Genomic DNA, 13879 nt, shown 5'->3' with positions numbered 1-13879 from the left:
GAAAATTCTCCCTTCTCCTCTGTAATCTATCCTGAACCTGAAATTTTAAAATTTATACCCTATAATCAGCACTTTTAATTGAAAAATTCAGTTTTGAGTAAGCCTTTAAATGCTACACACGTTACACATATATAACTCTATTGGAAAAACCGAAACAGCAGCTGGTTTTCGGATGTTTACTTTTGTTAGCCCCATGAATTAATGAAAGTGTATTGATCCCTAAATCTTCAAAATAAAGGCTAATCCGGTCACTAAGGATTACTCCTCAAGTGCACCAGCATTGACATCAGCTAAAACCCAATTCCAAAAGAATCCAAGAACACTGATTCAACATCTTGTGAAATTCTGGAAAATTGAAACTTCACACCTATAATAGCAAACTCTATTGCTTATCGATGGTATCCTTTAAGTGGAAAATCGCGGTTCTTGTCCGGGAAAAAAATATTTTTCCAGGAGTAAAAATTACAAAATTGACGTTTTTACTCTCTTCCTCCATACCTCAATTTAAAGTTATCAACAGTCCTCTTCCAAATTTTCATAGAATTTAATATCAAATAACAACATTTAAAATCATTAGACATCAAAGAATATTTTATTAACAAATATCTGATTTACAGATATTTAACCACTTAAATTTCTAATTTTCTCATAACGAAAACGAGTCAATAATTTAAAACTATCCGTTATGAAAAAATCAACCTTCCTGGCAACTTCTTTCTTGTTGCTCTCAACAAACCTTTTTGCGCAGATCGGTGGGATCGAAGATTCCGTAGCCGAAATTTCAGATACGATCAGGAATATATTCCCCATTGTACTGGGAATAATCTTTCTGGTTGGTTTCCTATTTAACATTGGTCATTTCTTCGGTGAAAATTCCGATATGAAAAAAGGATTGACCCGGGTACTCATTTTTGTACTGATCTCGGGAACAGTAGTGGGCATCTTCTCCTACTTAATCACCATAGTCGTATAAACCTGAAAGTAACATGAAAAAATACGAACCTTATAGGAACATTCGAAAAGGCGCCGTGATCTTTGGCCTAAGCCTTCCCCTATTTGCACTGATGATGATGTGTGTAATTGCCAGCTTACTGGTTATTATTTTCTCATTTAGTTTAGGGGTCATTCTAAGTGGGCTGGTATTTAATGTGGCCCTATATATCGGGTTGCTTCGCTTAAGCAGACTCATAGAGTTTTTCCAAATGACCGGAGTCTTTTCCAAAATTATCAGTAACAAAAGAAATTCAAATATCAATTATGAACAAGATTAAACTTTCCTCCCACTGGCCTATTGGGGATATCCAGGACAACAGCATTTTTGCCAACAATGGTAACGTGGTGATGTGTTATGAGATGATCCTACCCGAAATCTACTCTTTATCCGAAAAAGATTTCGAAGACCTGCACACAGTCTGGCACCAGGCTCTCAAATCACTCCCGGTGGGTACGGTGGTACACAAGCAGGATATTTACACCAAACAAGCTTATAATAGTGAAGTCTTACCTAGAGACACCTTTCTGGAAAAAACTACTCACGATTATTTTAAAGGAAGGCAATATTTAGAGCATCGCTCCTACCTATTCTTTTGCCTCACGAAAAACAAAGCTTTAAACCATGTAAAATATGTAAATCCCTTCAGAAAAATTTCCAGCGGTGCTATCCGGGAGTGCGATACAAACCTGCAAGGTTTCATGCAATCGGTAAGTGATTCGGTTTCCTTTCTGGACAATAGCCGCAAGTTTTCGCTTAAGAAATTAAGCGCGGCAGGAATTATCAAACTGACCCAAAACTATTTCAATGGTTTTAATGAAGGTTTCGATACGGATATATTACTGGAAAATAAAAATGTAACTATTGGCGGTAATCATTTTGATGCCCTGGCCATCAACAGTGAACTGTGCTTTGGCGAAAGAGTACAAAGTAGCAAAACCAATGAGAAATTCACTTCAGACGATTTTGTATTTCACCAGGGGTTTATTGATGGCATAGGGCTTACGCTAAATGAAAACCATATTGTCAACCAGGTGCTGTATTTGGATGACAAACACAAATGGCGCAAACTCCTCGATAAAAAAATAGAGGAACTCAGCAAGAGCTCCAATTTTGGATCCCAAAACAAGGTGGTTCTGGGAAAGATCCAGGAGATTTTGGAAAAAATCAATAAAGATGATAATGCCCGGATCATACGAGGCCATCTCAATATTATCTATTGGGACAATGAACTTTCGAACCTGGAATCTATTCGATCTAAAATTAAATCTGAATTTAAAGAGCTTGATATTACACCGTATTATCCCAGGGGAGAAGAACGCAAAAACTATATTCTCAATAGCTATTGCTGTTTTTCTTCGAATTTCTCCAACGAGGATCTTTATGTAACCGACCTGAAACACGCGTTATGCCTGCTGATCAATAACACGAATTATAAATCAGACAAGACCGGGATTATTTTTAATGACCGGGAGCATAATATCCCGGTAGTAAAGGATGTTTGGGATGAGCATAGAAAGCGCATCAAGGCACGGAATTTTGCCATCTTCGCTCCTACCGGGGAAGGAAAATCCTTTTTAGCCAACAATATCCTGCGACAGTATTTTGAAAGTGGGGTTCGCCTGGTCATTATCGACCTGGGAGGATCTTATACTAAACTTGCTAAACTCTACCCGGAGGCATATACCGTGCTACGATATGAGAGTGGTAAGAATTTAGGGATCAACCCATTTTACAGCTCCAATTCCGAAGAATTAAGTCCGGAACACCTGGAAGATCTTTCCGTGTTTTTATTTGAACTCCTGGCTTCTGATTTAAAAATTAGTAAGGCACAATCCGTTTCTATAAAGAAAATCCTGCGGCATTATTATAAAAGTACCGTTGAAAACCACTCCCTGGAGAGCTTCTACAATTTTATCGAGCAACATCAAAAGACTTTGCTCGAGACCCTTAAAATCCATCCCGACTACTTCAATATCACCAATTTCCTGCACGTGTTATCGGAGTATGTCGGAGATGGTCTATATAGTTTCCTCTTCGAAGGAAACCAGGACCAAAGCTTTAAGATCGAAGACAAACGCCTTATCATTTTCGAACTCGATGAAGTAAAAGATAATAAAGAAATTCTTTCAGTAATGCTCAAGCTCATCAAATCGGCTATCCAACGTAGCATTTGGAAAAACCGGGCGGAGAAAGGCATCATCCTCTTCGATGAGTTTGCCAAACAATTAAAATTTGAAAATGTCCTGGAAAGTGTGGAGTTTTACTACCAGGCCATTCGTAAACAAAACGGGGCCATAGGGATCATCCTACAATCCATAAACCAACTTCCTGGCAACACCACTTCGGCCAGTATCCTGGAAAATACCCAGGTCATCTATAGTCTTAACAATGAAAAAGGCTATGATGAGCTAGTTCGAAGGCTTCATCTTTCCAGTCACGATCTCAACCAATTAAAATCGATTAAGAACAAGCTTTCCGGACCGCGAAAATACACCGAAATATTTATCAAAATCGGCAAAGAAAGCAACATTTTCAGATTGGAAGTACCGCCGGAAGTCTATGCCGCCTACCTCACAGACGGGGCCGAAAATGCCGTCATTATGGACAATTTTAAATTGACCGGAGATATGGAAGAGGCTATTAAAGGATTTGTAAGCGCTAAAATGAAACAAGATGCAGCCAATTAGAATAATCAGACACAGAACATTGATCATTACCACGGCCTTAGCGCTATTATTGCCTGCAGGCGCTACCTGCCAGGGGATGCCGGTTTATGACAATACCAACTTCGTAAGCCTTGTAAAATCTTTGGTAGAATCAGCCAAACAAACCGCTAACCTGGTTAAGACCGTTAATTTTCTAAAAGCTCAAAAGGAAAATATTGAGAAAGTCAATAGTGTGGTCCGCGACTTACAAGCCGTTCGTGAGATTGGCCGCAATAATGAGCGGCTCATCGCAGTAATGCAAAATGATCTCCGGGATATTTTGGACTCTCCATATATCAAACCGGGTGAAGTCACTAAAGTCACGGAATCTTTTAATAGTGTGGTAGGAAACTCTCTGGCAACTCTGGATTTTATCGATGAGATCTTATCGAGTGACCACTTAAAAATGAGCGATGCCGAAAGGGCTGAAGTCTTAAAGCAAAAAGAACTGGAGTCCAAAGAGATGGTCACCGATGTACGGCTGAAGACCAAACGATACCGGGAAATCATTTCCTTTCGAAAAATGCAGGATAAGATCAATAACCGGGAAACCACATATTAAAGATGAATGCTACAATTATTTTAGCCCTCGGCCTGGAGTATATGGATAGTGTCTTTCAAACTATTCAGGATAGCGAGTTTTCCCGCTACACCATTGTGGGAATAAAAGCCCTGGCGGTGCTATTCTTCCTGGTGAACATTCTCAAAAAATATAACGAGGGCGTTGCGGACCGGGACGGATATACCTGGGGCTTATCTCCGGGGGAGCTGGCTAAAAATTTTGTGGTAGTGCTTTTAGTGATTTTTTCGACCCAGATCCTGGGCTTTTTCGATGGCGTCCTGGTGGCCATTGAAAACCAATACCGCGAAACCGCCCCTATGCTCCTACCCTTGCAAATGCAAGAAATCCCCATTGAAGAAGAAGTTTCTGCAATGGACGCCATGCGTAAAGCCATGGCCCTGCTTTATGAAGCTCTGGTCACCCCCTTGTATGGATTAAAAACACTTGCGTTTTTGATCAGCTTGTTCCTATGGATGCTGGATTTGTTCATCTACCCACTTTTCCTTGCAGAACGTTATTTTCTATTGGGCATTATGCAGGCTTTCTTTCCATTGGTACTAAGCCTTGCTGTGTTTGAAAAATTCCGGTCGATGGCCTATAGCTTTTTTAGGCTCTATGCCGCAGTTTATATGCTTGTTCCGGCATTCTTCCTGGTCAATGTTTTTATCAACGCGATCTATACCGAGATAAATACCAATTTCTGGCAGAACCTCTTTGGGACAGAATATGGTAGCAGCTTTTTTGCACCCGTGGTAGAGTTGGGTTCCATAGCTTTTATTGTCTTTCTAAAATTCAAATTATACCGGCGTGCGATCACTTTTACTTTAAGATTATTCACCAACTAAAAACCATTTTATGAAAACACCATATCAGAATATTTATAAGGTTCTAAAACTGAATAGGTTTATTGTACTTAGCGTGGTTATTTGCAGCTTTCTTACCAGTATTCTTGCTCTATGGACTGCATTTTCCACCAGCCGGAAAGCTTTAAATTCTGCTTTTGCCATTAATACCGATGGTAGTATCATTCCCTTAACACTGGTTACCCAAAAAGAAAATTTCCGGGTAGAAGCCCTTGCACATTTGGAATTGTTCCATTCTTATTTCTATGATATTGACGCCAGTAATTATGAGAAAAATCTGGAAAAAGCCCTCTGGCTGGGTAACAGCTCCGTAGACAACTTGTATCGACAGAAAAAGGCTGATGGGGTGTATAACCGCCTGCTTCAATATTCCCTGGTACAAGAAGTTCTGGAAATTGATTCACAGCTGGAAGAACAGGAGGATGTGTACTACTTCCGGACCAAAGTAATTTTTGAGATCAACAGGGGAAGCATTATCGATACTTATGAGCTTATTAGCACTGGTAAACTCTTACCGGTAGACCGTCATTTTCCCAACAACCCTCACGGGCTTTTGATCACGGATTATTTTGAAAACAGTTTAAGAAAACTCGCGGAATAACTTTTAAAATTAATGAAGATGAAAATAGAGAAAAGTAAAATCGTATTTGTCAGCGTATTGGTTGTGATCGTGACTTTCCTTATCACCTATACGATAATGATAACCGGAGATGACCCGGAAAATCACTTTCTCAAAGAAACGGAAGTACCCGAGTTAGAAGAAGATGATCAAAGAGTATATGAATCCAAACTGGATGCTATAAATGATTTAAAAGAGGTCCGCGAAAAAAGTGCTCCCAGTATCTACGAAGAGAAATTAATCGACTCCTTAGGCTATTACGACCCTAATTTACCGGAAAAAGAAAAAGAGCGTCTTATCGATAGTATTTATTTACTGGGACAATCCAGGCAAGAACAAATCAGGGCAGCCACCAAACCCATCGAAATACCTGAAACAATCAAAGAAAAAGCTTTGGTCGCTTCTGAAACTCCCGAAGATGAAAAGATCAAAGTCAAAGAAATGGGATTGGAGCATCAATTATTCTTTGCTTCTGCCCCTAAGAAGACCGAGCCGGCTATAGTAAGTACTACTGCTAAGCAGATTAATGTAGTGGTTGATGGCAACCAGGTAGTCAAGGCCAACTCCCGGTTGCGAATGCGGCTGTCAGAACCTAGTTTAATTGGTGGTATACCTGTTCCAAAGAACACTCCAATTTTCGGGTTTATCAGCTTTCAGCCAAACCGGGTTTTAATCGAGATCGAAAATATCATGCATTATCCTACAAGCTTAAAAGCTTTTGACCTCGAGGACGGTAGTGAAGGGATCTATTTAGAAAATAATTTCCGGTCGGAGGTTACCACGGAAGTCTTGGATGATATAATCGGTGATATCAATATCCCAAGTGTACCCCAGGTAAGTGGCATCAGCAAAGTATTCCGGCGCAATAACCGAAACGTAAAAGTGACCATCCTTAATAATTACAGGTTGATTTTAAAAGCCGATAAACCTGAACCAAAATGGGAAATAGACAACCAATAAAAACAATCATTATGAAAAATTATATTTTAACCACGGCTGCTCTACTTGCATTTGTTTTCACCCGTGCACAAACAGAGGAAAAGCTGGATACTATTTTTGCCAATGAACTAAAGAATGTTGCTTTATTCTTTCCGAGTCCTATTAGCCAGGGAATTACCGGGAACGACAATTTTGTTTTCACTTACAATAGGGAAAGACAACAGCATTTTGGGCTATTGCAGGCAAAACCCGGAGAAGAAAGTAATTTGCTCGTTATAGACGCAGTTGGCTCAGTTTATTCTTATATTATAAAATATAAAAAAGCACTGAGCAGGTTAAATTATTTTATTCGGGAATCAGAAAGCATAGGTCCCCAAAAAACCCTGGCAATTGATTCTGCAAAAACTATTAAACCAGAAAAAGAATTAAGAAATAATAGTCATTATTATCAACGCTACAGTAGATATTTATTAAGCAAAAAAGAGCGGATTGGCAGGATTAGTAAAAAGCAGCAGGGGATCGAGCTAAGCCTTGAGAACATTGTATTTGATAGAAAGGAATTGTATTTCGTAATCGTAATTGAAAACAAATCCAGCCTGGATTATGATTTGAATTACCTAAACCTATCGATCCACACCAGGCAGAAGGGAAAGAAAAAGTCTTCACAGCGAATTTTGAAAGAACCTATATTTCAATTTGAAGTCCCGGCTAAAATAAGAAAAGGACGGACCACCAAATTGGTGTATGTATTCCCGAAATTTTCCTTATCCAGGGATCGAAGGGCCGTATTGGAGCTCAATGAAAAGGACGGGGAACGTAACTTAAAACTAAAGATCTCGCATCGGTTTATTAATAATCCTAATTGATAGATAAAGTTTCACTTGTAACAAGAAATGAATACCCATATTATATTTCACATTTTCCTTTATTGGATATGATTTTTTATCACTTTTAGGTAAATCGGAAATGATAATTTCAATGACTTTTTTATCAGAGATATCTAAAGGCGGGACTCATAATCTCTATTTCCTTATTTGCAATTCCTAGTTTACTTGCCATAGATTTCCAGTCTTTAACCACGGTCAAAACTTCCTTTAGAATTGTTTCCATCCCCTCCTCATCCAATCTGCAAAACTTCCCTATACTTCTTGCCAAATCGAAGTCCAAAGCATTATCCTCCATATCAATGTTCAAGGATAGGCCGTCTTTCTCAACGGATGGATTTAAATCATAGGCCGGCGACAATATCCAACCTTTTTCTTTTAATATAAAACCGTGATTCCTTAAATGATCATCCGTATTTGAAACCGCAATATTAAACACAATTCGCCGCCATAATTGATGTAGGTTGGTTTCTACATCCACACCATAATTTTCAATGAATTCGATAATTTCCAAATAACTGGGTGAATCATCTTTGATTATTTCTTCCGTATTTCCTGTCATAGTCATTGCTGAAGCAAAATGAATGCGATTTCCATTATCCCTATCGAATCGTTTGGTCAAAAAAGTATGATAATGACCAGTTATTTTCTCTATTTTAGATTCTGCCATTTCAATACCTGATGCAAGGGCAAGTTTATAAGCTAAAAATTCCCAGGCAGCCTTATCAATTGTATCTGTCTTTGATGGAAATTTTGCAATCCATAGATTTTGCTGAGCATCTAATATATTGGCCTTTGGACGTGCACCCCCTAATGAAGAACCAGGAGCAATAAGTACAGCAATCCATCTTCTAATAGCATCACTTTGGTCGTCATTCTCTAATTGATTTACCGCTTCTTGAAGTTCACCAAGTGAGGACCAGGGTGGTGTTGGATTTTGGTTATCATTATTCAGAAAGGGACCATCAAAATCAGTTTTAAATCGTAACGCTCCCATTCTGCTTTCATCATACACCCCCAGAAGATAATCTATCTCATAGAGTTTCTTTATTTTTTCATCCTTAGTTCGCGCATTCTGGGCTGCTCGCCGTTTCATTAGGGTCTTACCCCAGGTATCCGGCATACTATCTAAAAAGATTCCGAAATTTTCTTTGTTTGGTGGGTATTGCGGTCCGGAATAAAATGCTATATCAGGGTCTAACAATCGGTGCGCATCTGTTTTTAACCAATTCTTGTCATACTCAAAACTAAAAGCCTTTTTACCTTTTGCAAAGTGAGCAGAAAGTATTCCAATCAATGTTGGTTTCTTCAATGCTATCCAGTCTGCAAATACATATATATCAAATTTTTCTCCTGCCATAGCACTTATAATAAATCTAAATCCTGCAATTTTCTTCCGAACTCATCATCTACTGCGAGTTTTAAGAAATCATCTTGCAAATTAAACACTCTAAACACATTAAAATACAATCCTATGGCAACTCCCGGATCCCCTTTTTCAATGCGGTAAAGGGTTGCCCTATGGATTCCTGCCCGCTCAGATACTTGCTCTGTAGTAAGTTTTCGTCTCTTTCTGGCAAGCTTTATGTTTTCTCCAATTTGCTCAAATATTTTTCGATGTTTAGGGAGGAGAATAGTTTTTTTTGAAATCATAATGTCGCTCATTTACAACAAATTTATATTTTTTGTTGTTAATTAGCAACATTATGGAGTAAACAATTACATTTTTAGAATATGCCCACCTTCTATCTCCCTGCTTTTCGGTAATTTCTGAATAAAGATCATCCCGAATAATCAAAAGAATTTCTTTGTCAATGAAATAAAAAGAAGGATATAAAAAATACCATCGCCAATTTAAAGGGACGCCAATTTTTCAAAAACTATGGCGACAGCTTCTGCTCCAGGATCTGGAATGCCCTTTAAGCTTTCTTCAGACAAATAAGAAGATCTGCCGAATTTTGTACTGCTAATTTCTTTAGTGCTATCTGCTCCCTGACGGGCTTTTTTAGCCACTACATCAATTTTTTTACCGTTTTCCAAAGCGGAAAAGGCAGGCTGTAAAGCGTCTATCATGGTCCGATCCCCCTCTTTGGCTCCTCCGTAGTCTTTCATTTTCTGCAATCCACTCATTAAGGCTTTACCAATATTTGATTCTTCTTTGTAGGAGTTTCCAGCACCTGTAAACATAATAGATAGTAAAACTCCGCTAGAACCTCCAATTTCCCTTGCTAGAATTCTTCCTATAGTAATGAGGAGCTCTGCTGTGTTCGCATAGGGTAATTTATCTGCTACCTCCAGTAATTTTTTACCCGCAGTAGCAAATGTAGATCCTGCATCTCCATCTCCCACTTTTTCATCTATGGCATTCAAATCATTTTCTAAACTAATCAATTCTTCAGCAACGGCTTTTATAGCGTTTTTGAACTGCATATTTTCAGAGGGTTTGAAAGGCATCGTATCAGGTAAATCTGGACTTTCTATAGAAGAATTCTCTCCAAATTTTCTGATAGACCAAGAGACTGGTTCCACCTCTGAAGTTAATGAATCCCTCAATCCTTCATTCAATTTGAGCAATGAAATGGAGAAACCGCTCATGTTGAGAGAGGTCATCAATTGTGAGGGACCGATGATATATTCTACCTGCCTGGCAATTTCTAATTTTTGAAATGAATTGAGGAGTATGTTCATTTCTATTGGGGTTACCCTTCCCAAGTTGTTCATTAGCAAGACAAACTTTTCATTATTTTTTTTTGGGAGGTATTCTTTTAACTTTTCAACAGCTTTAGACATCAAATCATCGGCCTTTTCCATATCAATAGTTTTAACGCCTGGTTCCCCATGAATACCCAGTCCCAGTTCTGCCTCAGAACTAGACAACCTTGAGCTTTCGGGATTTTGAAACTTCTTTCCTTCTTCCAGCGATAATCCTATTGAAAAAATATTATTGGCCACTTTTTGAGCTGTTTTTGCGATCTCATCTAGTGATTTTCCTTTTTCAGCTAAATGCCCAGCTACTTTGTGTACAAATACAGTTCCAGCCAAACCACGTTGTTCTACTTCTTGCCCCAGGGCAATATCATCACCCACTATAACGGTTTCAACTTTATATCCTAATTCGCGTGCTTGTTCTGCTGCCAGTCCAAAATTTAATCGGTCTCCGGTATAGTTTTTAATAATTAGCAGGCAGCCTTTTTCTCCTGCTGTGGCAATAATTGCTGAGAGTACGGCATCTACCGATGGAGAAGCAAAAATATCACCACATACGGCGGCTGTCAGCATACCTTTACCCACAAATCCCGCATGAGCTGGTTCATGACCAGAACCTCCGCCTGAAATAACCGCTACTTTATTTTTATCTAACTCTTTTTGGAGAACTACTTTTACTTCTGGAAAATTATCTAATCTGGTAAGATTTGGATCGGTCAGTAAGCCATCTATGCCTTCATTGACTACATCCTGGGCATCATTAATAAAAAATTTCATAGGTTTTTGTTTTTCTAAATATACTGAAAAACCGATTTTTGATTTTTTAAAGAAACGTTAAGCTTAGGAACTAAAGCCACAGGTTTAAAAATGAAGAAACTTCATTAGCCTTAATATTTATTTTTAGTTTTTAAATCTTTTGCCGAATTTAAATCGACAGATAATTATGGGGTTCATCTAAAATATCCCCTTATTGTCCAAAAATGGATTTTGCCTCTTCATAGATCCTCTTAAAATTATCTTCTAAATCAGCCTGAGAATATTGCTCCTGTCCCGGGGGTAGGTACCTTGAAATCTTTTGTAATTTAAACTGCAACCTTTTATCTATCCCGTCAGCATAGGTAATAAACTCTCCTTGTTTCAACCGAAAGAAAACATCGGAACGTAATTTGGGAATTTCCTTCTCACCGGTGGTCACCCGTGTATCAAAATTAAGACTGTAACTGCTACTGACACTTTTGGTAGGCTTTTTTACGATTTCAAAAAAACGTTCATAGTATTTAGCGGTATCCGGGTCATTTACCTTTCCAAAGAACTGGTAAGACAGATTACTCAATATCGCCCTACTTGCCTTGTCTCCATACATCATATCGTTCTGGATCTTGTCTTGCATCACGTAAACGGTAGCAATATTATAGCTTCGCAGGGTAGCAGGGATCCGGTGCATATTGAGCAATCGAAGGGTGGGTGCCTCCTCCATCAGCAGGAACGATGCTTTAGAATTGCGAACGCTCATTTGTTTGGTTATGGTATGAATAATTGTTGCAATAACCGGGGAATAGGAAGATTCGTATTTGGGGTTATTTACTACTGAAATAACAGCTGGGTTTTCTTCGCTATTAATATTGAGGGGAACCTCATCAGCAGATAGGGCCATGAATATGCGGCGGGTGCTGATCCGCTTTAAAGCGTTGGCCAGGGTACTTTTTACCCCGGCGGTTTGCCGTTCCGCATCCTTTCCACTGATAAAGGCATCGGCCATAGCTCGGGAGGTTGTGTTGGTCTTTAGAAATTCAATAAGGCTATTGGTATTTGTAATAATTACAAAATAGAACCAAGAAAGATGTCAAAGTCAGAAAAAATGGCTTATGCGCTACCAAAGTTTTCTTTTTTCTAAAGATGGACGAACGATTTTGGAAATCAACGTAAAAGACGGGCAACGTAACTTAAAAAGAAAGATCTAACACCGGTTTATTAATAACCTTAGTTGATATTTTTGAAGAAAAACCGACTTTAAAAGTTTAAATTTTTTTGGCTTGGACGCCCCTGGAAGTCAGCCTATAACGCTGTTTACTACTTTGTGGTTTCTCGGGAATGGTCATCTCAATCACCTTACTTTCTAGTGCAGGTTGTAAATAATTCTTTCTAAAATTTTCCCTATTCGCCAACCTAAGCTTCTCTTGCAAATCCTGTCGGGTATGTTCCCCGGTAAAAACCTTTAACAATTCTTCGACTTGCGTGGTGACTTGCGTGGCACTTGCTTGGTACTTGCTGGGTACTTGCTTGGTCTCCCTATAAACATCTTCAGCGGAAGGGAAGGTCATTCTCAGGAAATTCTAGGAAAAACGGAAGGAATCCTTACTATAGGATTCCAATATTCTGGGGATTCCCGATCCAAGTTGTTCTACCAAATCCAAGTCTTTATAAATACGCATTAATTCTTTATTGCGGGGAATCGAAAAACCTTCAAAAAATTCATCTTCACTTAAGCCATCCGGTAAAGAACCTGCAGAAGTGATTTCTATACGATCACTAAAAATTTCAAATTTTGGAGCTATTTCACGAGTGTAATCATTATGGACAAAGGCATTAATAATGGCTTCCCGAAGGGCAATGGCATTCCAAAGACGATGTTCTTTTCGTTCACTATGGGTGATTTGGGTAATCGTTCGATTTTCCAAATTCATTTTTTCCAATACTCTCTTGGCGGCTTTTATTAAAGAGCAGTACCCGTATTCATTACTTTCAACTAAATGGACCCGTGTAATCCCTTTATACTTAGCAAATTTAACAGAAACATTATTCTCATCTGCTAATAAATATGCTGCATAATTCAAGTCTCCTCCTGTCGTAGTTAGCTCTAAATTTTTCCTGAATTGTTTGTTGAGGGGCTTTTGTTTTTCCTGGTAATATATATGAAGTTGTTCAAACCTTAAATCCTGCCGGTGTGCTTTTATTTTTCCGATAGAATTTCGGGTACGCGTGGCAAAAAGTTCTTCAATGAGTTTTTGTGACATAGGCTCTGCTGCAGAACCAAGCCGTATAAAACAACCTTTTTCACTCATTCCAAATTTTTTGAGGTGGTAAGGTTTTTCTGAACCGCTTGCTACGATAATTTTCAGAATATCTTTCCCATCCCGCTTTTCAGTTACAATATCAAATAACCCAAGTGCAGAAGGCCGTATATTGTTTTTTAACCTATCCTTAATTTTCAATTGTACACTATCAGGATCTTTCACCCCAAAAGTTTTTCCTTCCTTATCAATCCCTATATAGATAATACCGCCTTCCCGATAATTTAAAAAAGCAACAACTTCTTTCTCCAAACCATCGGAAAGCTCCCTTTTATATTCTATACGGTTGGTCTCACTCATAAAAAAATTTTAACACCACAAATATACTTATAATTACTGGTCAAATATAGACCTCGCTTCCTTATACACCCGGTCAAAATTCTCTTGTAAATCAGCTTTAGAATAAGGTTTTTGATCTTTAGCCTCAGGTAGGTGGCGCTGAATCTTTTGTAATTTAAACTGCAACCTTTTATCTATTCCGTCTGCATAGGTAATAAACTCTCCTTGTTTCAACCGAAAGAAAACATCGGAACGTA

Annotated in this window: 11 protein-coding genes and 3 pseudogenes; 8 read left to right on the top strand and 6 right to left on the bottom strand. The window is 38.6% G+C overall.

Going from position 1 to position 13879, the window contains the following annotated elements:
- The first annotated feature begins 685 nt into the window (after positions 1–685).
- From B5X53_RS17595 to B5X53_RS17560, 8 genes are read left to right on the top strand one after another with little or no spacing between them, the layout of a single operon-like run.
- Entirely contained in the window at positions 686–973 is a 288-nt protein-coding gene (locus B5X53_RS17595) for a hypothetical protein (RefSeq protein ID WP_075324752.1), read from the top strand.
- Between the two features lie 13 nt (positions 974–986).
- The gene (locus tag B5X53_RS17590; RefSeq protein WP_075327835.1) at positions 987–1271 is read left to right on the top strand and encodes a hypothetical protein; all 285 of its coding nucleotides are present in this window, start codon (positions 987–989) and stop codon (positions 1269–1271) included.
- Entirely contained in the window at positions 1258–3681 is a 2424-nt protein-coding gene (locus B5X53_RS17585) for a TraG family conjugative transposon ATPase (protein WP_079714528.1), read from the top strand. Before B5X53_RS17590 ends, B5X53_RS17585 begins: the two co-directional genes overlap by 14 nt.
- Positions 3668–4261, top strand: a complete 594-nt coding sequence (locus B5X53_RS17580; RefSeq protein WP_198550724.1) for a conjugal transfer protein — start codon at positions 3668–3670, stop codon at positions 4259–4261. Before B5X53_RS17585 ends, B5X53_RS17580 begins: the two co-directional genes overlap by 14 nt.
- Before the next feature lie 2 nt (positions 4262–4263).
- The gene (locus B5X53_RS17575; protein WP_079714527.1) at positions 4264–5106 is read left to right on the top strand and encodes a hypothetical protein; all 843 of its coding nucleotides are present in this window, start codon (positions 4264–4266) and stop codon (positions 5104–5106) included.
- A gap of 10 nt (positions 5107–5116) precedes the next feature.
- Positions 5117–5725: a conjugal transfer protein TraK gene (locus B5X53_RS17570; protein ID WP_079714526.1), complete on the top strand. Its 609-nt coding sequence runs from the start codon at positions 5117–5119 to the stop codon at positions 5723–5725.
- A gap of 18 nt (positions 5726–5743) precedes the next feature.
- The gene (gene traM, locus B5X53_RS17565; protein ID WP_079714525.1) at positions 5744–6703 is read left to right on the top strand and encodes a conjugative transposon protein TraM; all 960 of its coding nucleotides are present in this window, start codon (positions 5744–5746) and stop codon (positions 6701–6703) included.
- An 11-nt stretch (positions 6704–6714) separates the two neighbouring features.
- The gene (locus tag B5X53_RS17560; RefSeq protein ID WP_079714554.1) at positions 6715–7548 is read left to right on the top strand and encodes a DUF4138 domain-containing protein; all 834 of its coding nucleotides are present in this window, start codon (positions 6715–6717) and stop codon (positions 7546–7548) included.
- 124 nt (positions 7549–7672) lie between these two features.
- Here the strand turns inward: B5X53_RS17560 and B5X53_RS17555 are convergent, their stop codons facing one another.
- From B5X53_RS17555 to B5X53_RS17530, 6 genes and pseudogenes are all read right to left on the bottom strand, one after another.
- The gene (locus tag B5X53_RS17555; RefSeq protein ID WP_079714524.1) at positions 7673–8926 is read right to left on the bottom strand and encodes a type II toxin-antitoxin system HipA family toxin; all 1254 of its coding nucleotides are present in this window, start codon (positions 8924–8926) and stop codon (positions 7673–7675) included.
- A 5-nt stretch (positions 8927–8931) separates the two neighbouring features.
- Positions 8932–9219 (bottom strand): helix-turn-helix transcriptional regulator, encoded by a 288-nt coding sequence (locus B5X53_RS17550; RefSeq protein ID WP_079714523.1) that lies wholly within the window; start codon positions 9217–9219, stop codon positions 8932–8934.
- Positions 9220–9420: 201 nt separating this feature from the next.
- Positions 9421–11049 (bottom strand): dihydroxyacetone kinase subunit DhaK, encoded by a 1629-nt coding sequence (locus B5X53_RS17545; RefSeq protein WP_079714522.1) that lies wholly within the window; start codon positions 11047–11049, stop codon positions 9421–9423.
- 190 nt (positions 11050–11239) lie between these two features.
- Positions 11240–12082: pseudogene (locus B5X53_RS17540) on the bottom strand (type IV secretory system conjugative DNA transfer family protein); the annotation flags it as partial.
- Positions 12083–12290: 208 nt separating this feature from the next.
- Positions 12291–13643: pseudogene (locus B5X53_RS17535) on the bottom strand (Fic family protein).
- A gap of 33 nt (positions 13644–13676) precedes the next feature.
- Positions 13677–13879, bottom strand: a pseudogene (locus B5X53_RS17530) (type IV secretory system conjugative DNA transfer family protein); the annotation flags it as partial.

This window comes from Salegentibacter salinarum, assembly GCF_900168115.1.
In the GTDB taxonomy this organism is placed as follows: domain Bacteria; phylum Bacteroidota; class Bacteroidia; order Flavobacteriales; family Flavobacteriaceae; genus Salegentibacter; species Salegentibacter salinarum.
The sequence above is the reverse complement of the archived record's forward strand: the minus strand, read 5'-3'. Positions and strand labels throughout refer to the sequence as shown.